This is a genomic window from Pseudomonas sp. BO3-4 (assembly GCF_034044115.1).
Taxonomy (GTDB): domain Bacteria; phylum Pseudomonadota; class Gammaproteobacteria; order Pseudomonadales; family Pseudomonadaceae; genus Aquipseudomonas; species Aquipseudomonas alloputida.
The window spans coordinates 3,061,876-3,088,832 of sequence record NZ_CP139018.1; the positions used below are offsets into that span (position 1 = coordinate 3,061,876).

Below are 26,957 nucleotides of genomic sequence, written 5' to 3' on the forward strand. Positions count from 1 at the left end.
AATGCCTCGAATACGGGAATTGAGCGGGTTGATCAGCCGCGCATGATCTCAGGGGGCGCATCTTGCGGCAACTGCGTTGCGCCCGGGCGGGTGGCCAAGGCTGCGAGGAACTGGGCGGCTGGCATGGGCCTGGCGAACAGGTAACCCTGCTGGAAGTCCACCCCATGCTTGGCCAGGTAGTCGCGCTGCAGGTCGGTTTCCACACCCTCGGCGACGATGCCCAGGTCCAGCTTTCCCGACAGCTCGATGATGGTCTCGAGTATGTGCACAGACAGCGCATCGGCGCCGATCATGGCAACGAAGCTCTGGTCGATCTTCAGGTAGTCGACCTTGAATTGCCGCAGGTAGTTGAGGCTCGACTGGCCGGTGCCGAAGTCGTCGAGGGCGATCATCACGCCCATGGCATGCAGCTTTTCGAACAACTCAAGGGTGACCGGCGTGGGCTCGATCAGCTTGCGCTCTGTCAGTTCCAGGGTCAGCACCACCCGGCCGGGCGGAAAGTGCTGCAGGAACGTGCGGCAGTCATCCAGCAGGCTGAGATCGCGGCAGTGGTCAGCGGTGATGTTGACACCAATATGGAAGCCGTCTTCCAACAGGCCGGCATAGGGCGCCAGGCTTTGCGCGGTATGTGTCAGCAGCGCGCGGGTCATGGCGACAATCTGCCCGCTGTGTTCGGCATAGGGGATGAACAGGTCGGGGCGAACCAGGCCTTCTCGTGGGTGGTGCCAGCGCATCAGCACTTCCGCACCGGCCCAGCGGTAATCGCCCTTGCGCACCACCGGCTGAAAATACGGCAGGAATTCATCGGCCTGCAGGGCACGGTCCAGTTCGGCACGCGGTGAGGTGGCGCGGCGAATCTGCCAGCGGCACGCCAGCGCTGCCAGGGCACCCAGTACCAGCAACAGACTGAGCAGGCCAGGGTAGTGGCTGCGCAACAGTTGGCCTTGCTTGTCGGCACTGTAGCCGCCCTGCACGCTGAAAGGGTAACGCGTTGAGCCTATCAGCACGTTGGCACTGGGGGCGGCAGGGGAGACACCTTTGTGGACCACGCCGTCCTTGCCCATCCAGGCGTCGCCCACGCGGATTTGCAGTTCTTCATCGGGGCCGATCAGGCGCAGTGCTGTTAGCAGGTGGTCGCCGTCCACCGTGGTGATTGCGCCGTGGTCGCCGTCGCTGGCACGGTAGACCAGCAGCGGGTGGCCCGGCGTAACCGAGTTGCCGTCCATCAGCCATAACTTGCCGTCGACGTAATCCCCAGGATTGACCGGTTCGTCGAACTCGCCGAACAGCGAGGTGCAATAAAGGTTGTTGTGCCTGAACAGGTTGGTCGAGCGCACGAAGGCATTGCGGGTAACCTGGGCCCGTAGCATAAGCTTGACCTGCTCGCATGGGCTGTCAGTCAGTGGAAGTAGCGAATTGGCGGCACGGGACAGGTTGTCGAGGATGTGTTCGACGTGCTCCAACGCCTGGCGGGTGGTGGCGTGGCTGCTGGCCTGCATTTCACGCTCGACCTGCCAGTTCATCACGGCCAGGCCGCACATGACCGGCAGCACGCCGACGACCCAAGGCAAGAGCGTGCGCCAGCTGAGTGCGGCGCGGCGTTTGGCGGTAAGGGGCATGCTGACCTGACTATCATGGCGTAAAACGAGAGGATAGCCGTTTGTCGCCGCGTACGAGCAACTAAAACGCGACAAACCATTTTACGCAATGTAGAATCGATTTACGAATACAACAATAAGGTCCTTCACCTCCGAAGGATCAAGCCCGCCGAGAATGGGTCCATATGACATACCATGGGTTCAAGCTGATCATAGGTGACTTCCTCGCCCGCAGCGTGCGCGGTATCCCGTGCTCACCGCCGTTTCTGTTCCACATCCTACGCAATCTATAATTTTCGCAGCAGATGAGGACACGAACATGGCTGATATCTTCGACAATCCAATGGGCCTGATGGGCTTCGAGTTCATCGAACTGGCTTCGCCGACCCCTGGCGTACTTGAGCCTGTATTCCAGATACTGGGTTTCACCAAAGTGGCCACCCACCGCTCCAAGGATGTGCACCTGTATCGCCAGGGTGGCATCAACCTGATCCTGAACAATGAACCCAAAAGCATCGCCTCGTACTTCGCCGCTGAACACGGCCCGTCGGTATGTGGCATGGCCTTTCGCGTGCGCAATGCCCATGAGGCTTATGCCCGCGCCCTGGAACTGGGCGCCCAGCCGGTAGAAATCGAAACCGGCCCGATGGAATTGCGCCTGCCTGCGATCAAGGGTATCGGGGGGGCACCGCTCTACCTGATCGACCGCTTCGAGGAAGGCAGTTCGATCTACGACATCGATTTCAACTTCATCGAAGGCGTGGATCGCAACCCGGTGGGTGCTGGCCTGAAAATCATCGACCACCTCACCCATAACGTCTACCGTGGGCGCATGGCCTACTGGGCCGGGTTCTACGAGAAGCTGTTCAACTTCCGTGAAATCCGCTACTTCGACATCAAGGGCGAATACACCGGCCTCACCTCCAAGGCCATGACTGCGCCTGATGGCATGATCCGCATCCCGCTCAACGAAGAGTCGTCCAAGGGCGCAGGGCAGATCGAAGAGTTCCTGATGCAGTTCAACGGTGAAGGTATCCAGCACGTGGCCTTCCTGACCGATGACCTGCTCAAGACCTGGGATGCCCTGAAGGGGCTGGGCATGCGCTTCATGACCGCGCCACCGCAAACCTACTACGAAATGCTGGAAGAGCGCCTGCCTGGCCATGGTGAGCCGGTCGACCAACTGCAAGCGCGTGGCATCCTGCTCGATGGCGCCTCGCAGCCCGAAGACAAGCGCCTGCTGCTGCAGATTTTCTCGGAAACCCTGCTTGGCCCGGTCTTCTTCGAGTTCATCCAGCGCAAAGGTGACGATGGCTTCGGTGAGGGCAACTTCAAGGCGCTGTTCGAATCCATCGAACGTGACCAGGTACGCCGTGGCGTGCTGAGCACAGACTGATCGCCCCTGGAGTACCGTCGTCGTCATGTTCGTTCGGCGGCGGTACCCCGTCTGTTTGCACGTGCCCTGAACAGGGCCAGGTAGACGATCGAGCCGGTCACGATCCCCACCAGCATCAGCGAGGGGACGATCTGCAGCACCGACTGGCGGATTTCCTGAGCGGTGAAACCCTCTGGGTAGCCACCTTTGACCGTGTATCCATACTTGGCCGACATTGCGCTTGTAAAGAACTCGGACTGTGAAGGGCGCTCAAGGTCACGGCTGTCACCGTTGCTCCATATGTAGCGGTCGCCAAATTCGACCAGCAGTGTCAGCCCATCCAGAAAGCCATCCAGCTCGTTGCGAATCTGCATGGCATAGGCGGTGACGATTACGCTATTGCTTTTGCCCTTCTGGTGAAAGTCGACCAGCAGCTTCTGACGCGTATCAGGAGGGCCGTAGGACAGTGCGACTCGCTGGCCGGACGACGCGAAGGATGAATAATGCTCCAGCGAACCTGAAGCCGTGCTGCAGTAGGGTTGATTGTCTTTGAGCAAGGTCAGCGACCTGACCATTGAGCGAATGGCAACCTGGTCCTGCAAGGCACTTTTGACGTTATCGCAAGATTCCCCTGCAAATGGCAGGGTGCGCAGGGCCGTCTCGTGCATTCTGTCCAGTGCATTGTCGACGCTGAAAACCGCCTCCTGAACGGAAATGCTGGCGTTTTCCGCAAGTTTCGCTTCCAGCTGGAAAGCCATCACCAGCAAACCGGAAACCACAGGCACCAGCGCCACTGCAATGAGCAGCAGCAGCTCCACCATGCTGCGCCCCGCGTGCATGATTTTCGACATAGGCTAATAGTTCTCCGCTCTGAAACTGTCCGTGGTGAACAGCTGAGCCCTGAGCCTATGTATTTGCTGACCGGGCTGCTGTAGTCCGGCTGCAGTTGAAGCGGTAGGAAATCGAGCGCCTTGATGTAGCTAACTGCCCTTGAGTTTTTTCAGCACTGCCTCGGCCAGCATGGCGGTAGAAGCGGGGTTCTGCCCGGTGATCAGCCTATCATCGTCGACCACGTACGGCTTCCACGGCTCATCATGTTTGCTGTAATCACCGCCGCGACCTACAAGCTCGATCTCCGTCAAGAAAGGCACTACGTCGTTCAATTCGACCAGTTTTTCCTCTATGTTGGAAAAGCCGGTCACCTTGCGGTCTTTGAGGAGCAGGCAGTTGTTACTCAGCTTGATGTTCAGCAGGCCGACAACGCCGTGACAGACTGCTGCGACAATGCCACCTTTTTCGTAGATTTTGCGTGCCAGTTCTTGCAGAGCCTGGTTTTCCGCGAAGTCATACATCACCCCATGGCCACCGGTGTAATAGATGACGCTGTATTCATCGGCCTTCACCTGCCCTGGGGCCAAGGTACTGCCCAGGCGCGTCATGAAGCGCTTGTCGTCGTACCACTGCCAGTCCAGGTCAGGGGCCATATGCAGGCTTTTCGGGTCGACGGGAACGTAACCGCCCTGTGGGCTGACATAGTCGACGGTGTAGCCGGCCTTTTCGACTTTCTCGACAAAGTGAACGGCTTCACCCAGCCACAACCCGGTCGCCCGTTTGAGGGTTGGATACTTCGCTGTATTGGTCAACACCACCAAAATTTTCTTGCTCATGACCCTGCTCCCGTCGCCAACCTGAATGGGCCGGTGCTCCCTGGCCCGAGGGAAAACCTAAATAGCATAGCTGCCACCTGCAAGTGCGCCATGGTGTGCGGGACATGCTGTGCTAATTTGAACAAATCCACAGGCGAGCCTGCCAGGCTTGGCGGCGCTGTGGTCAACCCTTAGCATTGCTGGAGTCACGGTATTGGTCGCAAACGGTACGCCACGCGAGCCTGCGTCGCAGGTCATCCTGCAGTCGCCTGTTTTGCCATTGATCGCGCCGATGGGGGAGCGGATAGCCCAGTTCGACTGGTGGCGTACCTCGCTTGGGCCATTGTCGCGCTGGCCGGCTTCGTTGCGCATAGCCGTGGACATGATGCATTTGTCACCTTTCCCATGTGCGGTGGTCTGGGGGGCGGACCTGTGTGTGGTGCATAACGATGGCTACCGTGCGTTGCGGGCATTACCGGATGCGCTGGGCATGGCGTTCGATACCCTGTGGAGTGATATCTGGCCTGCAGTGGGACCCTGGGTGTTCAAGGCACTGGAAGGCCACTCGAATTTTGTCGAGGACCCACCCCTGCGTATCGTCCGCAGTGAAGGCGCCGAACCACTATGGTGCGCATTCGGTTATGCCCCCCTGCACGACGAACTCGGTAATGTGGCGGGGTTTCTGCATACGGTGATCGAGACCACGGCCAGCGTCGAGGCCCACCGCCATTGGCGTGAGCAGGTGCAGAGCTTTGAACGCCAGGTTGAGCAGCATGTGGCCGAGCGAGAGCAGTTCTGGTTGCTGTCGCGCGAAGCGATGATGATGCTCACCCCTGAATTGAAACTGCATGCTGCCAACCCGGCCTGGTACCGCATTCTGGGCTGGACAGAAGAACAAGTGCAGGCGAAGTCGGTGATGCAGCTGGTGCACCCGACAGAGCGTGCCGAAGTGCAATTGGCAGTGTCCGAGCTGCTGCAATGCAGCCACGCGGAGCAGTTGGAGATCCGCCTGCGACACCGTGATGGTCACTACCACTGGTTTCGTTGGAGTGCGCGGTTTGACGGCAGCCTGCTGACTGCGGTTGGCCGCGACATCACCGCAGACCGTGAAGAGGCTGCGCGTCAGGCGGAGATGCTGATGCACAACAGCGAGCGTATGGAGGTGGTTGGCCAGTTGGCAGGCGGCATGGGCCATGAAATGAACAACTTGCTGTCCGGTATTGGTGGCAGCCTCGAACTGCTGCAGCGGCGCCTGCAGGAGGGGCGGCTGGAACGTGTGGAGGCCTACGTGGACGTTGCGCGCGACGCGGTGCAGCGGGCCATGGACCTGACCCATCGGTTGATCGCATTTTCCCGCCATCAGCCATTGGTCCCTCGGCCACTGGACTTCAAGCGGCAGTTACGTTTGAGCGAACCCCTGTTGCTGCAGGCGTTGGGGGCAGAGATGCGTTTGCACTGGCAACTGGACGTTGCACCTTGGGCAGTGAGCCTGGACGTGCCCCAGCTCGAGAATGCCTTGATCAACTTGTGTGCCAATGCGCGTGAAGCGTGCCTGGAACAAGGGAATGTCACCATCAGCAGCGTCAACGAACGGCTGACTGCGTTTTTCCCGGATGAAAGTGGCTTGCCGCCAGGCGACTATGTGGCGTTGCATGTCGAGGATGATGGCCATGGCATGGCAGTGGTGGATATCGCCAGGGCTTTTGAACCGTTTTACACAACCAAACCTCTCGGGCGTGGGGCGGGGCTGGGTCTGTCGATGGTGTATGGCTTCGTCCGTCAGTCGGGCGGGTATGCCTGGATCGAGTCGGCGCCGGAGCAGGGCACCAGGGTTTCCATGCTTTTCCCCAGGTGCCATGAGCCGGTTCCGGATGAGCCCGCGCCGGTACTGCTGTCGCAGCGCATGGCCCGGGGCGAGCGCCTGCTGCTGGTGGATGACGAGCTTGATCTGCGCGCGGTCATGCGTGAATACCTGACTGAGCGTGGTTTTGACGTCACGGATGTGGGCGATGCCAATAGTGCACTGGAGCGCTTTCGCCATGGCGGCCCTTTCGATCTGGTCATCACCGATATCGGCTTGCCGGGTGGGTTCAGTGGCCGGCAAGTGGCCAAGGCCATGCGCATGCAGCTTGCACAGCAGAAAATTCTGTTTATTACCGGATATGCGGATCAGTCCATTGAACCGCAATTGCTCGATCAGCCGGGCACGGCATTGTTGAACAAGCCGTTTTCGCTGGCGCTGCTTGCCGATGAGGCGCTACGCATGCTTGACGTGTAAGGCGCTTCAAGGCTTGCCTAGAATCTGTGCCACTCGCGTCTGTAACTGCTGCAACTCGAACGGCTTGCAGATCAGCTGCATGCCTGCGCCCAGGAAGCCTTCGCGGGCCATGGCCGTTTCCGCGTAGCCAGTGATGAACAGCACCGGTAATTGTGGCCGCAGGCTGCGGGCAATTTCTGCCAGTTGCCGGCCGTTCATGCCGGGCAAGCCCACATCGGTGATCAGCAAATCCACCGGTTGTGCCGAGCGCAGCACCTTCAGTCCCTCGTTGGCGTCGGCTGCGCTTTGGCAGGGGAAGCCGTTTTCGCCCAGTGCCTGGCAAAGCAGTTGGCGCACATGGGGATCGTCCTCGACAATCAGCACGTGTCGGCTGCAGCCGTCTTGTCTGGCCGGCACAGGCTTGCTGGATGGCAGGGCCTGGTCGACATGGCGTGGCAAATACAGCTCCACCTGGGTTCCCTGGCCAATCTCGCTGCTGAGGGTGATATGCCCATGGGACTGCTTGCTGAAGCCGTACACCATCGACAACCCCAGGCCAATGCCCTGGCCGGTCGCCTTGGTGCTGAAGAAGGGTTCGAAGGCGTGCTCCAGCGTGCTTTGCGCCATGCCTTGGCCGCTGTCGATGATTCGCAGGCGCACATAGTCGCCAGTGCGCAAAGCGCCGTCCGCAGCTTGCTCGGTGGCGATGTGATGATTGTTCGCCTCGATGCGTAGCAGGCCACCGTTGGGCATGGCCTCGCTGGCATTGAGCAGCAGGTTGTCGAGGGCCTCTTGCAACTGCTGGTCATCCGCCTCCACGGGCCACAGGTCTTTGGCCGCGTGCACTTGCAGGGTTATTGACGGGCTCAGGCAAGCTTCCAGGCGTTCTGTCTTGAGCAAGGTAGGCAGGTCTATACGTTGGCTGTGCAGCGATTGGCGGGAAGAGAAGGCAAGCAGGCGGTGGGTCAGGCGGGCGGCGCGTGAAACGGCCTCGCGGCCCATGCACAGAACGCCATCCAGTCCCTCGCCGCGGCCTTGGCGCAGCCGCCGCTGGATGAGTTCGAAGCTGCCGCTGATGCTGGTGAGCAGGTTGTTGAAGTCATGAGCGACGCCGCCGGCCAGTTGGCCGATGGCCTCCATCTTGCGTGCCTGGCAGCGGGCGAATTCACCGCGGTCCTGCTCTTCTTCCGGCGTTGAAGGCCGGCTGTCCAGGCGCTGCTGCATACCATAGAGTTCATCACGTGTAACGTACTGTCGCCGGCGGTTGCGCAGCGCGGACCGGGTCATGTGCAGTAACTGGGCATTTTCGTAGGGCGCGCCCAGCCATAGCAGATTGCCCACCGGATGATGACTCACGCCAGCGGCCGACCAGGCGCTCTGGGTCAGCAGCACAATGGGCAAATCCGACCAGCTCGGTTGCTGGTCGATGAATGCCTGCAGCAAGGCGCTTGGGCCTTGGCTGAACACTTGCTCGGCAATAATCGCCAAGCCTGCGCCTTCGGCCAGACGCGCCTGCAGGTTGGCCAGGTCGACCGCGCAGAGGCTGTTGATGCCGGCGGAAGTCAACAGACGTGAGGTATCCGCCGCCAGTTGTGGCGGTGCGAGGATCAAGGCACGTTCATCCAGCGCCAACGAACTGGCCAAAACGACTCTCCTTTAGGGTGGCCTGATACCCACTGGACCCTGGCGCAGGCTCAGGGTTCAACTGAATTCAGGCACTGCCTACAGGCCCTGTTGCAGCGCAGGGTCGTCCGGGTTCTGGCGCTCCAGCTCGGCGAGCGAAACTTGCACGTTCTGCAGTTGGCCGGACTCTTTCCAGTACTGGATCAGCAGCACCCGTACCCGGCGATTGGCTGGCTGGCGATTGAGCACGGTTTCCAGTTGCTTCTGGGCGGCGTCGGGCTGGTCCAGCTCATGCAGAGTGACCGCCAGGGTATAGCGGTAATCGGCGTTGTCCGGGTCCAGTTCCACGGCGCGGGACAGGGCCAGCAAGGCATACTCGTGCTGTTCGTGGCGCTTCAGCCAAAGCCCTAGCTCATACTGCAGAAAGGCCGAGTCGGGGCTCAGCGCCAGGGCTTTGCCCAGCACCTGGCGGGAGGCGTCGTGGTGGCCCTGGCGCTCGAGCAGGCGTACCTGAGTTGCCAGGGCATCGAGGTTGCCGGGGGCAACCGCGAGCGCACGTTGCAAGGCCGCAGCGGCCTGCGTGTAGTCGTTTTCGTGCAGGTACAGGCGCGCCAGGTGCACTTGGGCGTCGGCATCTTCAGGCTGTTGCTCCAGGGCTTGCTGGTATTGCTCCAGGGCTGACTGCAGGGGGCCGAAATAGAGGCCGATGGCGTCGGGATCGAGGCCCAGCAGGGCATCCACGGCGGCAAAACGCACGCTTTGCTCACTGTCGTCCAGCAGCGGGCCGAGTACCAGGCTGCGCTGCGCTGGCGGTAGCAGGCGGCGGATACTGGCAATGGCCGCTCGACGCACCAGCGGCTCGGCATTTTCCAGGTCCTGGCGGGCCAGTTTCAATGCCTGCGGCGAGGGGTAGTTGGGCAACTCATCGTAGAGCGCCGCACGGCGGATCGCAGGCAGGTCGTTACGTTGCAATTGCTGGTACAGCACCCGTGCGGCACCGGGCTGGCCATCGTGGGCCTGGCGCAGCGCCTTGGCGTAGCTGTGTGCTGGCAAGGTCGGCGGGGTTGGCGGGGCGTCGCGCCACAGGTAGCCGAACAGGGCCGATACCAGAATCGACAACAGCAGGGCGATCAGGTAGCGGTTGCGTCTGGGCATCGGACGATCCGTGGCGGCGGGAAGGGCAGAGCTTGGGCCAGCCGGGGGGTAAATGCAACCGAACCGGGCACGCCGCTCGCCAGGCGCCAGGCCTGAGGTGGCATTCCATGCACTGCGTATTGGGGTGAATACGATGGCAAACATAAAAAAGCCCCGCGGGCCAAGGCCTGCGGGGCAAACGGTTGGGGGAGGAGCCAACCAAAGGAGTCGTTGAGCAGTGGAATCAGTGTGCGCTGGCCACTGTCTCCGGTTGCCAGCCGCCACCCAGGGCCTTGTAGATCGAGACGATGCCGCGATAAAGGTCGACTTCACCCTGAGCTTGTGCATCTTCAGCACTTAGCCGCTCACGTTCGGCATCGAGCAGTACCAGGTAGTCCACGGTACCCTCGCGATAGCGAATCGAGGCCAGTTCTGCAGCCTTGCGGCTGGCGTCGCTCTGGCGCATCAGCGACAGCAGACGCTGCTGGGTCTTGTCGTAATCGCTGAAGGCGTTGGCCGACTCTTCAAGCGCCAGCAGCACCTGCTGTTCGTAGTTGGCCAGAGCCCCTTCGGCATCGGCCTTGGCGCCACGCAGGCGGGCCCGCACGCTGCCCAGGTCGAAGGCCGCCCAGGTAATGCTCGGGCCCAGTGCCCAGGCGTTTGCCGCCGAAGAGCCGATCTGCGAGCCGCGGGCGGCGGTAAAGCCGAGGAAGCCACTAAGGCTGACGCGCGGGAACAGGTCGGCGGTGGCCACGCCAACGTTGGCGGTGGCGGCCGCCAGTTGGCGCTCGGCGCTGCGGATGTCCGGGCGGCGGCGCAACAGCTCACCCGGGTCACCGACCGGCAGCGCCTTGGCGATGGCCGGCAGGGCCTTGGGCGACAGGTCTACGCTGAGCGCGTCAGGGCGCTGGCCGAGCAGGGTGGCGATGCGATGCCGCGCCCGTGCCTGTTCGGCTTGCAGTTGCGGCACGGTGGCTTCGACCCCGGCCAGGCGGGCATCGGCACGCACCACGTCGAGGTCGTTGCCCACGCCGGCATCGCGCAGGGTTTCGGTGATGGTGCGCGATTCCTGCTGGGTCTTGAGGTTGGCCAGGGCGATTTTCTCGCGCAATTGCGCGCCACGCAGCTGCCCATAAGCATCCACCAGCTCGGCGATCAGGCTGACCTGCAGCTGTTGCAGGTCGGCGGCGGCTACCGCTTCCTGGGCTTCGCTGGCTTCGATCTGGCGCTGGATGCGCCCGAACAGGTCAAGCTCCCAGGCCATGTCCAGGCCCAGGTCGTAGCGCTCGCTGTTCACCCGCTCGGTGGTCTGGCCGGGGATCTGGCCTTTGCCGAGATCGCTGCTGGCACGGCTGGTGACCACCGGGAACGGGTCGTTTTCGGCGTCTTCGCGGATCGAGCGGGCAGACTTCAGGCGGGCGAAAGCCACGCGCAAGTCACGGTTGCCGTCCAGCGAAGCCTGCACCAGCTGGTTCAGCACCGGGTCGTCGAACTGCTTCCACCACAGGCTCTCGAAGCGGCTACGGTCGTAGGCCTTGGCCTGCACATCGCTGCCAAGTTGAGCAGGTTCGGTGGCTGGCGCCTGATAGTCCGGGCCTACCGCACAGGCCGCCAAGGCCAGTGCCAGCAGGCTTGGGGTCAAGGGTTTGAGCAGGTTCATGCGTGGTTCTCCAGCACTTGAGCGTGTTCAGCCTTGCGGGCCTGGCGACGCTCGACGAAACGGCGGATCAGGAAGAAGAACACCGGGGTCAGGAACAGGCCGAACACCGTTACGCCGATCATCCCCGAGAACACCGCCACCCCCATGGCATGGCGCATTTCCGAACCTGCACCGGAGCTGAACACCAGGGGCACCACACCCATGATGAAGGCGATCGAGGTCATCAGGATCGGCCGCAGACGCAGGCGGCAGGCTTCCAGCACTGCAGCCAGCGGGTCGAGGCCCTTGGCCTGTTCGTCCTTGGCGAACTCGACGATCAGGATCGCGTTCTTGCACGCCAGGCCCACCAGTACGATCAGGCCGATCTGGGTGAAGATGTTGTTGTCGCCACCCGAGACGATCACACCGGTGATGGCCGACAGCAGGGTCATCGGCACGATCAGGATTACCGCCAGCGGCAGGCTCCAGCTTTCGTACTGGGCGGCCAGCACCAGGAACGCCAGCAGTACGCACAGCGGGAACACCAGCAATGCGGTATTGCCCGAGAGGATCTGCTGGTAGGTCAGGTCGGTCCACTCGAAGGTCATGCCGTTGGGCAGTTCCTCTTTCAGCAGCTTCTCGATCGCAGCTTCCGCCTGACCAGAGCTGTAGCCCGGGGCAGCAGCGCCGTTGATCTCGGCAGTGATGAAGCCGTTGTAGTGCATGACCCGGTCCGGCCCGGAGGTGTCGCTGACCTTGAGGAAGGTCGCCAGCGGGATCATCTCACCAAGGTTGTTGCGCACTTTCAGTTGGCCGATCTGCTCGGCATCAAGGCGGAACTGCTGCTCGGCCTGGACGTTGACCTGGTAAGTGCGGCCAAAGCGGTTGAAGTCGTTGGTGTACAGCGAGCCCAGGTAAACCTGCAGGGTGTCGAAGATGTCGGTAATCGCCACACCGTGGGTCTTGGCCTTTTCCCGGTCGATGGCGGCATCGACTTGCGGCACGTTGACCTGGTAGCTGGTGAACAGGCCTGCCAGCTCTGGGACATTGTGGCTCTTGGCGATGATGTTCTGGGTTTCCTTGTACAGCGCTTCGTAACCCAGGTTGCCACGGTCTTCGATTTGCAGACGGAAGCCGCCAATCGTGCCCAGGCCCTGTACCGGCGGCGGTGGGAAGATGGCGATGTAGGCGTCCTGGATGTCGGCGAACTGGGCATTCAGCGCGGCTGCGATGGCCGCCGCTGACTGGCTCGGGTCCTTGCGCTCATCGAATGGCTTGAGCGGGGTGAACACGATGCCGCTGTTAGGGCTGTTGGTGAAACCGTTGATCGACAGGCCCGGGAAGGCTACCGAGTCGGCCACGCCAGGCTGCTTGAGGGCGATTTCGCTCATGCGCTTGATCACCGCTTCGGTACGGTCGAGGCTGGCCGCGTCCGGCAGTTGGGCGAAGGCCACCAGGTACTGCTTGTCCTGGGCCGGCACGAAACCGGTCGGCGTGGACGAGAAGCCGAGGTAGGTCAGGCCCATCAGGCCGGCATACACGAACAGGGCGATGCCGCTGGAGCGGATGACCCGGCGCACGCCACCGACGTAGCTGTGGCTGGCCCGGTCGAAGAACCGGTTGAAAGGGGAGAACAGCCAGCTGCTCAGCAGCTTGTCGAGGAACCGCGAGAAACGGTCCTTGGGTGCGTGATGGTCCTTGAGCAGCACCGCGGCCAAGGCTGGCGACAGGGTCAGCGAGTTGAACGCCGAAATGACGGTCGAGATGGCGATGGTCAAGGCGAACTGCTTGTAGAACTGCCCGGTCAGGCCGGAAATGAACGCTGCAGGTACGAACACCGCGCACAGCACCAGGGCGGTGGCGATGATCGGCCCGGTCACTTCGCTCATGGCTTTTTGCGTGGCTTCCAGCGGCTTCAGGCCCAGCCCGATGTTACGTTCGACGTTCTCCACCACGACGATGGCATCGTCCACCACGATACCGATGGCGAGCACCAGCCCGAATAACGACAGCGCGTTGAGTGAAAAACCGAACAGGTGCATGACCGCGAAGGTACCGATCAGCGAGACCGGCACCGCCAGCAGCGGGATGATCGAGGCGCGCCAGGTCTGCAGGAACAGGATCACCACCAGCACCACCAGCACCAGGGCTTCGAACAGGGTGTGCACCACTGCTTCGATGGAGCCGCGCACGAAGATGGTCGGGTCATAGACGATGCTGTAGTCCATCCCCTCCGGGAAGTCCTTTTTCAGCTCGGCCATTTTCGCCCGCACTTCGTCCGAGATCTCGATGGCGTTGGAGCCTGGGCGCTGGAAAATCGGGATGGCCACCGCCGGCTGGTTGTTCAGCAGTGAGCGCAGGGCGTACTGGCTGGAGCCGAGTTCAACCCGGGCGATGTCTTTCAGGCGGGTGATCTCGCCATCGGCACCGGCGCGGATGATGATGTTCTCGAATTCTTCCTCGTTGACCAGACGGCCTTGGGTATTGATCGACAGTTGGAAGCTGGTCGAGCCTGGGGCAGGCGGCGCGCCCAGCTGGCCGGCGGCCACCTGGCGGTTCTGCTCGCGGATTGCCGCGACCACATCACTGGCCGTCAGGTTGCGCGAAGCGGTCTTGTTCGGGTCCAGCCAGACGCGCAGCGAGTAGTCGCCCATGCCAAACAGCTGCACATCGCCTACGCCGCCCAGACGCGCCAGCTCGTCCTTGATGTTGAGGATGGCGTAGTTGGACAGATAGAGCATGTCGTAGCGGTTGTCCGGCGAGGTCAGGTGCACGACCATGGTCAGGTCAGGCGAGGCCTTGTCGACGGTGATACCGATACGGGTCACTTCCTCGGGCAGCTTGGGCTGGGTGCGGGTGACGCGGTTCTGCACCTGCACCTGGGCGTTGTCCAGGTCGGTACCCAGGGCGAAGGTGATGGTCAGCGTCAGCTTGCCGTCCGCAGTGGACTGGGAGGACATGTACAGCATGTTCTCGACACCGGTAATGGCCTGCTCCAGCGGCGCGGCAACGGTTTCGCCGATGACCTTGGGGTTGGCGCCGGGGAAGTTGGCGCGCACCACCACGGTGGGCGGCACCACTTCGGGGTATTCGCTGATCGGCAGCTGGAACAGCGAGATAGAACCCGCGATCAGCAGCACCAGCGACAGCACCGCGGCGAAGATCGGCCGGGTAATGAAGAATTTCGAGAAGTTCATCGGTAGGGTCCCTTAACCGCGTGGCGCCTGGGCGCTGGCGACTTTCACGTTGTTGCCCGCCACCTTCGGCGCCGGGTTGCTGGCCTCCAGGGCCTGCCGCTGCTGGGCGAGGGCGGCGAGGGTTTGCTCGCTGGCCATCTGTGTTTCTTCCGGGGTTACCGGCGAACCAGGGCGCACGCGCTGCAAGCCCTTGACCACGATGCGGTCGTCCTTGCCCAGGCCGCTGCGCACGATGCGCAAGCCTTCCAGTTTTGGCCCCAGTTCCACGGTGCGGTAGGTGGCTTTGTTGTCCTTGTCCATGACCAGCACAAACTTCTTGCCAAGGTCGGTGCCCACGGCTTCGTCGTTGATGAGCATGGCGTCGTACTGGGCGCTGCCGACCAGCTTCAGGCGCGCATACAGGCCCGGGGTAAACTGGCCGTTGCTGTTGTCGAATACCGCGCGGCCGCGGATGGTGCCGGTGCGCGGGTTGACCTGGTTGTCGACGAAGTTCATCTGGCCCAGGTGCGGGTTGCCGCTTTCGTTGGTCAGGCCCAGGTATACCGGGGTGCTCTGGCTACGCTGGCCTTCACGGGCCAGCTGGGTGTACTTGAGGTACACGCGCTCGTCGGCGTCGAAGTAGGCGTAGACCTTGTCGGTGGACACCACACTGGTCAGCGGGGTGACATCGGCGGTGACGATGTTGCCGGCGGTGAACTCGGCGCGGCTGACACGGCCACTGATGGGCGCGGTGACGCGGGTGAAGCTGAGGTTCAGGCGTGCCAGGTCGAGCTGGGCCTGGATCGCATCGACGCCGGCACGGGCTTCGGCGGCGGCACTGCTGCGCGATTCGGCCAGTTCGGCGGAGATGGCGTTGCTGTCACGCAGGCGCTCGCCACGGCGGGCTTCGTTGGCGCTGCGGATGGCGGTGGCCTTGGCCTGTTGCAGCTGGGCTTCAAGGCGGCGGACTTCAGCCTGGAACGGGCGCGGGTCGATCTGGAACAGCAGGTCGCCTTTCTTGACCTGGGCGCCTTCGGTGAAGGCGACCTGGTCGATCTGGCCGGAGACCCGCGGGCGCACTTCGACGGTTTCCGGGGCTTCGAGGCGGCCGGTGAACTCGTCCCATTCGGTGATCGGTTGTTCGATCACCTTGGCCACACTTACCTTCGGCGCGGCGGGAGCCTGCACGGCGTCGGGGGTTCGACCGCAAGCGCTGATCACCACCACTGCCAGGGCAGCGAGGGGGAAGCGCAAGGGTTTGAGTGATTGTTCCATGGAGAACTCCGCCAATGTATTAGTAGTGGGCGGAGTGTGAGTGTGTTGCGCGCGAGGCACGAATCGAACGGGACGAAGGTTAATATCACGCTGAATGATAAGTGGGGATCAACTATCGATGGCTGCCAGGGTTGGGCGCAGGGCACCGCCTGTGCGGGCACCACGTTACGCGAGAGCCTGGGCCTGGCCATTCAGTGAATACTTGAGGCCAGCTCGAAGATTGGCATGTACATGAGGATCACGATCAGGCCGATCAGCAGGCCGATGAAGGTCATCAACAGCGGCTCGAACAGTTTGACGAACCATTCCACCCAGCGGCCGATTTCCTGATCATGGAAGTCGGCGCAGCGCTCCAGCATCTCGCCCAGGTTGCCAGACTGCTCGCCAGCGCGCAGCAGGCGCAGTGACACCGGTGTCACCAGGTGCCCGGCCGCGAGTGCATCGGAGAGGGGCAGCCCTTCGCCCACCCGCTGGCTGGCCTGCTCCAGGCCCTGCGCTGCTGCGTTGCCGAGCAGGCCGCGGGCCATGCCCATGGCGGTGAGGATGGGGATGCCGCCTTGCAGCAGGATGCCCAGCGAGCGATAGAAACGCGCCAGCTCGTACATCATCAGGCGTTGGTGCAGCGCGGGCAGGCGCCGCAGTTGGCAGGAGGCCCAGTACCGTACACGCGGGTGCCGGCGCAGCAGCCAAAGCGCCGCGACCCCACCGATGGTGCCCAGCGCCAGTGGCGCTTGCTGGGCATGCAGAAACAGGCCGACCTGCATCAGCACCCGTGACAGCCAGGGGAGCTCGGTGCCCATGCCCTCGAACACCTGGCTGAACCGCGGCACCACATAGCCGAGCAGGAACAGCACCACACCGCCTCCCACCAGCAACAGCAGTAATGGGTAGACCGAGGCACCCACCAGCTTCTGCCGGACCAGGTCCAGGCGCTGGCGATAGCTGATGTAGCGGGTGAGGGCGTCGCCCAGAGCACCGGTGCGTTCGCTGGACTGCACCAGCGCTACATACAGCGGCGGGAATACCCGCGGTTGCTGGCCCAGCGCCTGGGACAGCGAGCGGCCCTCGTACAGCTGGCGCACCAGCTCGGCGAGCACCTTGCGCGCTGTCGCTGCGGGGCTCTTCTCCGCCAGGCTTTCCAGTGCGTCAATCAGCGGCAGGCCGGCATTGAGCAAGGTTGACAGTTCCTGGCTGAACAGCACCAGGTCGAACGCCGCTTCACGGCGCCAGGCCATGCCGCGCAGGGTGCCGCCGCTGCTGCGCAGGCTGAGCACACGCAGGCCTTGGTCTTCGGCCTGGCGGCGGGCCTGGTCGGCGTCCTCGGCGTCGATCTGCAACTGCACCACACCCTGCCTACCCAGGGCCTTGAGGCTGTAGCGCATGGCCGCTCTCCTTACTGCCAACTGGTGATTTCGGCGTTTTCCCCATCACCACCCGGCTGGCCGTCCTTGCCCATCGACAGCAGGTCGTACTCACCGCCGTTCTCGCCAGGTTGCCGGTAGATGTAAGCGCGGCCCCACGGGTCTTGCGGCACGGCCTTCTGCAGGTACGGACCGGTCCAGCGAGCCTCGCCACTGGGCGCGACCACCAGCGCCTGCAAACCTTGTTCGCTGTTGGGGTAGTGGCCGACCTCCAGACGGTACAAGTCCAGGGCCTTGCTCAGCCCCTCGATCTGCGCCCGCGCTACCTTGGCCTCGGAGCGGCCTAGCTGACTGAAGTATTTGGGGGCGACGATGCCGGCCAGCAGGCCGAGTACTACCAGTACCACCAGGAGTTCAAGCAGAGTGAAGCCACGTTGCGGGTTGGTTCTGCGCTGCATGGTGAAACCCTCCACTGCATGGGGACAAGCGTTGACATGCGCCATGCAACAGCCGTGCACGTCTGCCTCGGGGCCTTGCGCCATGCGGCACAGGAAGCGGCACAGTGCTTGCGTCGTGGTGAATGTACTCGGGTTTTCCGGGGCATTTCCCCCACATCGGGGGCCACGACGAAGAGGCGACCGGCATGCGTGGACTCATCCTCGGTTTGATCTGGCTGGCGGCAGGTGCTGCCCAGGCCGATGTGTACATCTCAATCGATGCCAAGGGTGGCTACGTACTGACCAATGTCCATCGACCAGGGCGACACTATGAGAAGGTGATCAGCGAGCCGCTGGCCCAGGGCGGGCCGGTCAAAGCGCAGATGATCACCGGCCGCCCTTACGCCGAGGTAGTCGCCACGGCTGCGCGCCTCCACAACCTGCCGCCGGCGCTGCTGCACGCGGTGATCAAGGCCGAGTCCGGCTACAACCCCAAAGCCCGTTCGCGGGCGGGTGCAGTGGGGTTGATGCAACTGATGCCGGACACCGCCCGCGAGATGGGGGTGCAAGACCGCCTGGACCCGGAAGACAATGTGCAGGGCGGGGCACGCTACCTCAAGCAGATGCTCACCCTGTTCGACAACGACATCACCTTGGCCGTGGCGGCCTACAACGCTGGCCCGGATGCTGTACTGCGGCGCGGTGCCGTACCGCCGTTTGCCGAGACCCGGCGCTATGTGCCCACGGTGCTGCGCGAGTATCGAAAGTTGCAAGGGTTGACGGATGATTCGTCTTTGTAACAGCGGGCGTGCAGCTCAAGCATTCCCGCAGGGGCCGCGCCACCCTCAAGCTGTTTTGGGTAGGTGAAGTCAGGGCGAATAAATACCCTTCGGCGGATGCCATCAATTTAATACTATAGTTTCCCCAAGTCTGGGCTATAACCTTCTGAAGGTGCCCAGCTGAGGAGTCCGTTATGGACGCCGCCCCTCGTTCCGTCACTCTTGACGTGCCAGCCGGTAGCGAGCTGGCCGCCCCGCGCAAGCCATTCAACCTGCTGCGCTGGTATGCCTGGGTCAGTCTAGCCATCATTCTCTCGGTGGCTGCCGGGCTGGGGCTGATTTCCAGCCGCTTCATCATCGACGAGAGCGTCGAGCGTGATGCGTTACTCACCGCACAGTTCATCACCTCCATTGCCGATGCCGAAGTGCGCCATGTGTCGATCCCCAATGTGCGGACCATGGGCGAACTGCTCGACCCGCGCACCGACCGCAATAACTTGCCCGACGTCGACCCGCAAGCCCGGCGCAAGGCCCGTGGCGAGTTCCTTGACCATATCGCTCACCTGCCCGATATGCTGCTGGCCAATATTTACGCCTTGGACCGCACAGTGATCTGGTCCAGCAACCCGGCGCTGATCGGCAAGCTGATCGAAGGCGACGAAGACCTGGATCAGGCTTTCGAGTACAAGATACGGGTCTCGGCCAGCTACCACAATTTCGAACAGGCCCGCGCCGAGCAGAAGTTCATCACCCCGCCCAAGCAGTTGTTCATCGAGAACTACATTCCGCTGTTCGATGCCGATGGCGATCGGGTCACAGCGATGGTCGAGATTTACAAGGAGCCCCACGACCTGATCGCACGCATCGAGCGTGGCCTGATCCTGATCTGGTTGGCCATCACGGTCGGCGCTGCACTGGTCTATGTCGGCCTTTACGGCATCATGCACCGCGCCGCACGGCTGCTGGCGGTACAGCAGAAACGCCTGATCAGCAGCGAAACCTACGTGGCACTGGGTGAGGTGTCTTCGGCGGTGGCCCATAGCTTGCGCAACCCGCTGGCCAGTATCCGCTCAAGTGCGGAACTGGCCCTGGCGTTCGACGAAGGCCCGGCGCAACGCCAGGTCAACGATATCATCAGCCAGGTCGATCGCATGTCGCAGTGGATCCGCCAGATGCTGCAGTCACTGCGCCCGCTGAACGACGAGGTATTGGCGGTGGACTTGCCGCAGGCGTTGCAGGAAAGCCTGCAGACCTACGCTGTGCCGCTGGCGCGCAGCGGGGTAAGCCTGGACCTGCAACCGTTACCGGCCGTGCAGGTGTTGGGGCACCCGGTATTGCTGCGCCAGGTATTCAGTAGCCTGATTGCCAATGCCTTGGAGTCGATGGAGCAGGGCGGGCGGTTGCGTATCGAGGTGGTACGTCACAACCGGCGCAGCCTGACTTTGCGCCTGGCCGACAATGGTAAGGGCATGAACGAAGAGCAGCAGCGTATGGCTTTTCGGCCGTTCTTCACCACCAAACAGGGTGGGCTGGGGGTGGGGCTGGTGCTGGTGAAACGCATCATGGAACGTTTCGGCGGTACGGTCCGGCTCAGCAGCAGCGAAGGCCATGGCACAAGGGTTTCGCTAAGTTTCCGACTGGCGTGAATTCGTCAAATGACATCAAGATGGTTCAGTAAGATGTTGATATGAAAAGGATTTATGTTTTTTGGGTGATAATCACCCAAATGTGGGGGTTAATCCTCTAATTACTCTTAATAAGTTCTGGCAAGCTACTGAAAAATAACATTTTTAATTTTGCATGTTTCTGCTGGCCAAGTTTTTGCAGCGAAGTTTGTGAAGCGCGACACGCGACAAATGGCAGCTGCGACTGCCCAGGTGGATTGCTACCCAGTGGCTGCTGCCATTGGCCTTGATGCAGTTCTGAACGTACGCCCTGCGCGGGAACCACGGGATGCAGATGCTGGAAGACGAAGTGCCCGACAAGGCCAATGCGACCGCCAGCGGACGGGCCGTACCCTTGCGTGAATTCAACCTGCTGCGCTGGTTTTCGGTGATCAGCCTGTTGATCATTACCTCGGTGGCAGGTGGGCTGGGTTATGTTTCGACGCGCTTCGTGGTGCGCGACAGCGTGGAGCGCGATGCCATGCTTACTGCGCAGTTCATTCAGGCAATGGCCCAGGCAGAAGTGCGGCATTCGCAATTGCCGCCTGGCACCACCATGGGCGAGTTGCTGGACCCGCGGCTGGACCTGCAGCACTTGCAGTTCACCCCGGCCCTGGCCGAATCGACCCGCATCGAGTTCCTCGATCATGTCGAGCACCTGCCGGACACCTTGCTGGCCAATGTCTATGCCCGCGACCGCACCATTGTCTGGTCCACCAACGTGGAGCTGATTGGCAAGCGGATAGAGGCTGATGGCGATCTTGAGCGCGCCTTCCGCTCGCGCAAGGCGGTGTCGGCCAGCTATCACAAGGTTGCGGACGATCGTGAGGAGCAGAAGTTTCAGCGCGCACCACGCTACCTGTTCATCGAGAACTACATCCCGCTGTTCGGCAGCCAGGGTGAGCAGGTACTGGCCATGGTGGAAATCTACAAGGAGCCGCAAGACCTCATCCGGCGCATCCAGCGCGGCTATGTGCTGATCTGGGCCTCGACACTGGTGGGTGGGGCGTTGATCTACTTCGGCCTGTTCTGGATCGTGCGCCGGGCGGCACACATGCTGCACCTGCAGCAGGACAGGCTGGTGGCTAGCGAAACCTACGTGGCGCTGGGTGAAATGTCGTCGGCAGTGGCTCACAGCATGCGTAACCCGCTGGCCAACATACGCTCCAGCGCCGAACTGGCCCAGGAAACCGCCAACCCTGCTGCGCAGAAGAACATCACTGACATCATCAGCCAGGTCGACCGCATGTCGCGCTGGGTGCGCGACCTGCTGGTGTCGTTGCGTCCGGCCAGTGACGAAGCCGAGGCCGTGGACCTGGTGGCGGCCATCGAGGACACCCACCTGGCCTTTGCCCAGCAGATCGAACGCAACGGCGTGCGCTTCCATTTCGAAGGACCTGACGTGCAATGGGTGGTCAGCCAGCCGCTGCAGCTCACGCAGATTCTCAACAGCCTGTTTTCCAACGCCCTGGAGGCCATGCCCGCTGGCGGGTTGCTCAATGCCCAGGTCAATGTGCAAGAAGGCGTGCGTGCCGAGTTCGTGCTGACCGACACCGGCAAAGGCATGAGCCAACAGCAGGAACGGATGGTGTTCAAACCGTTCTTCACGACCAAGCAGGGAGGCCTCGGTGTAGGCCTGGCCCTGGTCAAACGCATCATGGAACGTTTTGGCGGCTCGGTCAGCCTGAGCAGCCGCGAAGAGGAAGGAACCCGCGTCAGCCTTACATTCAATATTGCAGCGGGAGGGGAACATGGAGCACAGCATCCTGGTCGTCGAGGATGATGAAATCCTTGCCGACAACATTCGCACCTACCTCAGCCTCAAGGGCTACGAAGTCATCGTGTGCCACAGCGCGGAGCTGGCGCTGGAGCAGATCAAGCGGGCGCAACCTGACGCGGTGCTGACCGACAACTCGTTGCCAGGCATGAGCGGGCACGACCTGCTACGTACCCTGGTGGCCCAGGCGCCAGACCTTAAAGTGATCATGATGACCGGCTACGGCAATGTCGAAGATGCCGTGCAGGCGATGAAGGAGGGCGCCTTTCATTACCTGACCAAGCCGGTGGTACTGGCCGAGCTCAAACTGACCCTGGACAAGGCCCTGGCTACCGAGCGCATGGAGCGCACGCTGTCGTTCTACCAGGAGCGTGAGGCGCAGAAGTCCGGGTTGCAGGCATTGATCGGCGAGTCGCCGGTGATGCTCACCCTCAAGCACACCCTGCGCCAGGTGCTCGATGCCGAGCGGCGCATGGCCAGTGACGACCTGCCACCGGTGCTGATCGAAGGCGAGACCGGTACGGGCAAGGAACTGGTGGCCCGTGCCCTGCATTTTGATGGTTCGCGCAGTAAAGGGCCGTTCATCGAGTTCAATTGCGCTTCGATCCCTGCCAACCTGCTTGAGGCTGAACTGTTTGGCCACGAGAAGGGCGCGTTCACCGATGCCAAGGAGCGCCGGGTGGGGCTGGTGGAGGCTGCCGATGGCGGCACCCTGTTCCTTGACGAGATCGGCGAAATGGACCTGGTGCTGCAGGCCAAGCTGCTCAAGTTGCTGGAGGACCGCAGCATCCGCCGGATTGGTGCGGTGAAGGAACGCAAGGTGGATCTGCGGGTGATCAGCGCCACCAACTGTAACCTGGAGCAAATGGTGCAGCAGGGCAAATTCAGGCGTGACCTGTTCTTCCGCCTTCGCATTATCGCCCTGAAGGTGCCGCGCCTGTATTCGCGTGGGCAGGACATTCTGCTACTGGCGCGGCATTTCCTTGCCCACCATAGCCGGCGTTACGGCAAGCCGAACCTGCGCTTTTCGGCCGAGGCCGAAAGCCTGCTGCTCGGTTATAGCTGGCCTGGCAATGTGCGTGAATTGCGCAACATGCTGGAGCAGACGGTGTTGCTGGCGCCGAACGAGGTGGTGCAAGCGCATCAGTTGAACCTGTGCATGACCTTGGTTGACGAGCCGTTGGTGCAACAGCCGATGGCGGCCATGTTCGAAATACCGCGGCACGAGCCAGAACCGGGTACAAGCCTGCCTGACATGGAGCGTGACCTTGTCTGCAAGACCCTGGACCGCACCGATTGGAACGTGACCAAATCGGCGCGGATGCTTGGGTTGTCGCGGGATATGCTGCGTTACCGGATCGAGAAGTTGGGGCTGACCCGGCCTGACAAGCGTCAGTGGTAGTACAGACCGTGGCGTCAGGGGTTACCTGTGCCCGAGCTGCCTTCTCCTTGCCGGCCGGTACCTTCCGACCCACTGCCATCCATCCCCGGCAGATCGCGGTTGTCATTTTGCTGCGCCGGTGGGCTTTGCGGTTCGTTGCCCTGTATGCGCGGGTCGGTGTCCCGCGGCAAAGGCTTCTCGATCGGGTTGAGGGTGCTGTCCACGCCTGGCTGTGGCGCCGTATTGTGCGGGTCGTCGGGGTAGGTCGGACCGGTGCCGACAGCAAAGGCCAGCGGCGAGGCGAGCAGGGCAATCGACAGGATGATTGAGCGGGGCATGGCAGGCTCCTTTGCTGTACGGGTAAGGCTCATACTTCCCTTTGGCCTTACCCGAACCGTCAAGGTGCCATTACCCCGATCAACGGTCACACCACCAGCGACAGCAACATGATGAAAATGATGCCGACGATGGACAGGATCGTCTCCATCATGCTCCAGGTCTTGAAGGTTTCTGCCACGGTCATGTTGAAGTACTGCTTCACCAGCCAGAAGCCGGCGTCGTTCACATGCGACAGGATCAGCGAGCCGGCACCGGTGGCCAGTACCAATAGCTCACGGTTCACCCCCGGCACCAGGTCGATCACCGGCGCCACGATACCCGCGCCGGTGATGGTGGCGACCGTGGCGGAGCCGGTCGCGATGCGAATCACCGCCGCCACCAGCCATGCCAGCATGATCGGCGAAATTTCTGCCTGCACAGCCATCTGCCCGATCACGTTGCCTACGCCGGTGTCCACCAGCATTTGCTTGAAGCCACCGCCAGCGCCGACGATCAGCACGATGGCGGCAGTCGGTGCCAGGCTCTGGTCGAGCATCTTCATGATCTGCTGGCGGTTGAAGCCGCGGGCCGAACCGAAGGTGTAGAAGGCCAGTAGCAGGGCGGCGAGCAGGGCAGTGATCGGGTGGCCGATCAGGTCCATCCACTGGCGCACGATGTGCTCGGCAGGCAGCACCACGTCGGCGAACGTTTTCAGCAGCATCAACGCGACCGGCAGCAGTACGGTGATCAGGGTGATGCTGAAACTTGGCAGGTTGCCCTGATCGGACTCCTTGGCGATCTGGTCCATCAGCTCCTGGGACGGGTTGCCCGGGATGTAGCGGGAAATGAAGTTACCGAACAGAGGGCCGGCGATGATCGCGGTGGGCAGTGCGACGATCAGGCCGTAGAAGATGGTCTTGCCAATGTCAGCGTGGAAAATGCCGATCGCCAGCAAGGGGCCCGGGTGTGGTGGCACCAGACCGTGCACCACCGACAGGCCGGCCAGCAGCGGAATGCCGATTTTCACCAACGAGACGCCCGAGCGCCGGGCGACGATGAACACCAGGGGAATCAGCAGCACAAAGCCGATTTCGAAGAACAGCGGGATGCCCACCAGGAAGGCGGCGAACATCATCGCCCAATGCACGTTCTTCTTGCCGAAGGCGCGGATGAGGGTTTGCGCGATCTGGTCGGCACCCCCGGAGTCGGCCATCAGCTTGCCGAGCATGGTGCCCAGGGCGAGCACGATACCGACGAAGCCGAGTACGCCGCCAAAACCGTCCTGGAACGATTTCATGACCTTGGCCACCGGCATGCCGGAGGTAAGGCCCAGGAAGCCGGCCGCGAGGGTGAGGGCGACGAAGGGGTGAACCTTGAAGTGGGTGATCAGCAGGATCAGCCCGACGATGGTAACCAGCGCGTCGAGCAGCAGGAAGGTATCAGTAGCCAGTCCGAACATGGTTTGAAGGCCTCGGTCTTATCGTTGTTTTGGGCGTAGCTTTTTGGAGTCTTTGCCGCGTTTACGGGTTGGGGTAGCGCTGTCTTTGGTGAGACGGAAAAGCCGCCGAGGTCAGGCGGTTTGCGCCAGGCCCGGCTCACCGCAGCGCTTTAGCCAGTGGTCCACCGCTTCGGCCAGTGCTTCGATCGGTTGGGTGGCGTCCAGTGCCAGCGTCAATGGCTCGCCGCGTGGCGATTCCAGGGCCGCGAACTGGCTGTCGATGAGGCTGGCCGGCATGAAGTGCCCTGGGCGAGCCAGCACGCGTTTTTCGGCCTCGGCAGGCGACAGTTCGAGGAACACGAACACCAGCCCGGGCATGGCATCGCGCAGGGTGTCGCGGTAGCGGCGCTTGAGTGCCGAGCAGGTCAGGATCGGGCGTTCACCGGCCTGGGTGGTGGCTTGCAACTCTTCACCAAGGCGGACCAGCCAGCCGGCACGGTCGCTGTCGTCCAGCGGGATGCCAGCGCTCATCTTGCGGATGTTTTCGGCAGGGTGGAAAGCGTCGCCTTCGATCAGGCGGCCGCCGCTTCTGGCAGCGATGGCAGCGCCGATGCAGCTTTTGCCGCAACCGGCCACGCCCATCACCACAATGGCGGACAGGGGAGAATTCATCAGTACCTCCTGCGGGTGAGATAGCGCTGTCTCGCCGTTGACGAACAGCCACCTCCCCGGTGTTATTGGTCTTGTCCTTACGCAGTATGGACGCCTGGTGGCGAGCGCGTGGTGGCTGCTACCAAAGATTACATTGCCTGCATCCTGAGACAGCGCTACCTTAGTGGCCGTTCCCTCTCCTTGCAAGTAGTAAAATTACAACATTCATGTCCCGCACCGGCTCCCGAACTACAGGTCGTCCCACCCTGGCTGAAGTTGCCAGGCTTTCCGGGGTTTCCCCGATTACCGCTTCGCGCGCCTTGCGTGGGGTCAGCACCGTTGCGCCTGACCTGGTGGAAAAGGTCATCGCCGCAGCGGCGAACCTTGGCTATGTGGCCAACCCGGCCGCCCGGGCGCTGGCCTCGGCACGCAGTCAGTCGGTGGTGGTGTTGATCCCGTCGTTGTCCAACCAACTGTTCATCGACACCTTGGAGGCCATTCATGAGGTCATGCGCCCTCGTGGGCTAGAGGTGCTGATCGGCAACTATCACTACGACCTTGCCGAAGAAGAGAACCTGATCCGCAATTACCTGGCCTATCAGCCCTGCGGCATTTTGCTGACCGGCTTCGAGCGTAGCGATGCTGCGCGGCAGATGCTGGCTGCCAGCGGCGTGCCGTGTGTGCACATGATGGAACTCAATGGTGAGCCAGGGGCTTTGTCAGTCGGCTTCTCGCAGCATCAGGCCGGGCGTGCTGCTGCACGGCACCTGATCGAGCGCGGGCGCAAGCGCCTTGCATTCATTGCCGCGCAGCTGGACCCGAGGGTGATGCAGCGTGCCGAGGGTTTCCGTCAGGCGTTGGCAGAGGCCGGTTTGCAGGCTGCCGAGCTGGAGGTGTTGGCCCCGGAGCCATCGTCGATTGCCCTGGGCAGTGTGCTGTTCAGCCAGCTGATGCAGCAGGCGCCGGATGTCGACGGTATCTTCTTCTGTAACGACGACCTGGCTCAGGGCGCGGTGCTGCAGGCCTTGCGTCAAGGGGTGGAGGTGCCACGCCAGGTGGCGATGGTCGGTTTCAACGATCTACCGGCCTCGGCGCATATGGTGCCACGGCTGACCTCGATTCGCACACCACGGGCTGCGGTGGGGCGGGGCGCAGCGCAGGCGTTGCTGGCGTTGCTGGATGGCAAGCGGGTGACGAATGCGCAGCAGGATCTGGGCTTTGAGCTGATGGTGCGCGAGAGCACCTGAGAGTGCCCGCCAAGGCGTTCTCGCGCGAATGCCACAGGAATGATTGGCCCGAAACGAATGTGCAGCGGGTTTACCTGCGAAGCGGGCGACGGGGGCATGGCACCGGCTGCGCCGGTGTTCGCGGGTGAACCCGCTCCTACAGGCGCTGTCGATGCCACGACTTGCCAACGGCGATCTATGC

The 26,957-nt window shown here is 62.3% G+C and carries 20 protein-coding genes; 7 read left to right on the forward strand and 13 right to left on the reverse strand.

Translation table 11 applies throughout. The features are described from left to right. Positions 1-32: 32 nt before the first annotated feature. On the reverse strand, positions 33-1,619 hold the full coding sequence (locus REH59_RS14325; RefSeq protein ID WP_014859085.1) for an EAL domain-containing protein: 1,587 nt from the start codon (positions 1,617-1,619) through the stop codon (positions 33-35). 298 nt (positions 1,620-1,917) lie between these two features. On the opposite strand from REH59_RS14325, the gene hppD reads away from it, so the two are divergent. Continuing rightward, entirely contained in the window at positions 1,918-2,994 is a 1,077-nt protein-coding gene (gene hppD, locus REH59_RS14330; RefSeq protein ID WP_003253865.1) for a 4-hydroxyphenylpyruvate dioxygenase, read from the forward strand. A 23-nt stretch (positions 2,995-3,017) separates the two neighbouring features. On the opposite strand, the gene REH59_RS14335 is transcribed toward hppD, so the two are convergent. Beyond that, positions 3,018-3,824, reverse strand: a complete 807-nt coding sequence (locus REH59_RS14335) for a CSS-motif domain-containing protein (protein ID WP_003253863.1) — start codon at positions 3,822-3,824, stop codon at positions 3,018-3,020. A 129-nt stretch (positions 3,825-3,953) separates the two neighbouring features. Further along, complete coding sequence (locus REH59_RS14340) at positions 3,954-4,640, reverse strand: type 1 glutamine amidotransferase domain-containing protein (RefSeq protein WP_014859086.1); 687 nt, start codon at positions 4,638-4,640, stop codon at positions 3,954-3,956. A 193-nt stretch (positions 4,641-4,833) separates the two neighbouring features. Between REH59_RS14340 and REH59_RS14345 the strand changes: the two genes are divergently transcribed. Beyond that, positions 4,834-6,897, forward strand: coding sequence for a hybrid sensor histidine kinase/response regulator (locus REH59_RS14345; RefSeq protein WP_128573552.1), 2,064 nt, complete (start codon positions 4,834-4,836; stop codon positions 6,895-6,897). Positions 6,898-6,903: 6 nt separating this feature from the next. Here REH59_RS14345 and REH59_RS14350 read toward each other — a convergent pair whose 3' ends face one another. From REH59_RS14350 to gspG, 7 genes are all read right to left on the reverse strand, one after another. After that, a complete protein-coding gene (locus REH59_RS14350; RefSeq protein ID WP_014859088.1) occupies positions 6,904-8,520 on the reverse strand; it encodes a response regulator in 1,617 nt (538 codons plus the stop codon). A 78-nt stretch (positions 8,521-8,598) separates the two neighbouring features. Further along, positions 8,599-9,654 carry a HEAT repeat domain-containing protein gene (locus REH59_RS14355; protein WP_004576565.1) on the reverse strand — a complete coding sequence of 352 codons (1,056 nt, stop codon included), beginning with the start codon at positions 9,652-9,654 and terminating at the stop codon, positions 8,599-8,601. Positions 9,655-9,877: 223 nt separating this feature from the next. Beyond that, positions 9,878-11,293 carry an efflux transporter outer membrane subunit gene (locus REH59_RS14360; protein WP_003253851.1) on the reverse strand — a complete coding sequence of 472 codons (1,416 nt, stop codon included), beginning with the start codon at positions 11,291-11,293 and terminating at the stop codon, positions 9,878-9,880. Further along, positions 11,290-14,469 (reverse strand): efflux RND transporter permease subunit, encoded by a 3,180-nt coding sequence (locus REH59_RS14365; RefSeq protein WP_014861765.1) that lies wholly within the window; start codon positions 14,467-14,469, stop codon positions 11,290-11,292. The genes REH59_RS14360 and REH59_RS14365 overlap by 4 nt, the downstream gene beginning before the upstream one ends. Before the next feature lie 12 nt (positions 14,470-14,481). Beyond that, the gene (mexE, locus tag REH59_RS14370; RefSeq protein ID WP_014861764.1) at positions 14,482-15,723 is read right to left on the reverse strand and encodes a multidrug efflux RND transporter periplasmic adaptor subunit MexE; all 1,242 of its coding nucleotides are present in this window, start codon (positions 15,721-15,723) and stop codon (positions 14,482-14,484) included. A 191-nt stretch (positions 15,724-15,914) separates the two neighbouring features. Next, positions 15,915-17,105 (reverse strand): type II secretion system F family protein, encoded by a 1,191-nt coding sequence (locus REH59_RS14375; RefSeq protein ID WP_014861763.1) that lies wholly within the window; start codon positions 17,103-17,105, stop codon positions 15,915-15,917. 11 nt (positions 17,106-17,116) lie between these two features. Then, on the reverse strand, positions 17,117-17,542 hold the full coding sequence (gene gspG / locus REH59_RS14380) for a type II secretion system major pseudopilin GspG (protein ID WP_014861762.1): 426 nt from the start codon (positions 17,540-17,542) through the stop codon (positions 17,117-17,119). Positions 17,543-17,727: 185 nt separating this feature from the next. Here gspG and REH59_RS14385 point away from each other — a divergent pair, with 185 nt between their 5' ends. The 4 genes from REH59_RS14385 to REH59_RS14400 all read left to right on the forward strand — a co-directional run bounded on the left by REH59_RS14385 (position 17,728) and on the right by REH59_RS14400 (position 23,143). Next, positions 17,728-18,321: a lytic transglycosylase domain-containing protein gene (locus REH59_RS14385; protein ID WP_004576566.1), complete on the forward strand. Its 594-nt coding sequence runs from the start codon at positions 17,728-17,730 to the stop codon at positions 18,319-18,321. Positions 18,322-18,494: 173 nt separating this feature from the next. After that, positions 18,495-19,946, forward strand: a complete 1,452-nt coding sequence (locus REH59_RS14390) for a sensor histidine kinase (protein ID WP_014861761.1) — start codon at positions 18,495-18,497, stop codon at positions 19,944-19,946. A gap of 307 nt (positions 19,947-20,253) precedes the next feature. After that, positions 20,254-21,747 (forward strand): sensor histidine kinase, encoded by a 1,494-nt coding sequence (locus REH59_RS14395; protein WP_014861759.1) that lies wholly within the window; start codon positions 20,254-20,256, stop codon positions 21,745-21,747. Next, the gene (locus REH59_RS14400; protein ID WP_014861758.1) at positions 21,716-23,143 is read left to right on the forward strand and encodes a sigma-54-dependent transcriptional regulator; all 1,428 of its coding nucleotides are present in this window, start codon (positions 21,716-21,718) and stop codon (positions 23,141-23,143) included. The genes REH59_RS14395 and REH59_RS14400 overlap by 32 nt, the downstream gene beginning before the upstream one ends. A 14-nt stretch (positions 23,144-23,157) precedes the next feature. On the opposite strand, the gene REH59_RS14405 is transcribed toward REH59_RS14400, so the two are convergent. From REH59_RS14405 to REH59_RS14415, 3 genes are all read right to left on the reverse strand, one after another. Next, a complete protein-coding gene (locus REH59_RS14405; protein WP_012052189.1) occupies positions 23,158-23,460 on the reverse strand; it encodes a hypothetical protein in 303 nt (100 codons plus the stop codon). 86 nt (positions 23,461-23,546) lie between these two features. Beyond that, positions 23,547-24,899: a GntP family permease gene (locus tag REH59_RS14410; protein WP_003253832.1), complete on the reverse strand. Its 1,353-nt coding sequence runs from the start codon at positions 24,897-24,899 to the stop codon at positions 23,547-23,549. 111 nt (positions 24,900-25,010) lie between these two features. Beyond that, on the reverse strand, positions 25,011-25,550 hold the full coding sequence (locus tag REH59_RS14415) for a gluconokinase (RefSeq protein ID WP_003253831.1): 540 nt from the start codon (positions 25,548-25,550) through the stop codon (positions 25,011-25,013). 206 nt (positions 25,551-25,756) lie between these two features. Between REH59_RS14415 and REH59_RS14420 the strand changes: the two genes are divergently transcribed. Beyond that, positions 25,757-26,776, forward strand: coding sequence for a LacI family DNA-binding transcriptional regulator (locus REH59_RS14420; protein WP_003253830.1), 1,020 nt, complete (start codon positions 25,757-25,759; stop codon positions 26,774-26,776). Positions 26,777-26,957 lie beyond the last annotated feature (181 nt).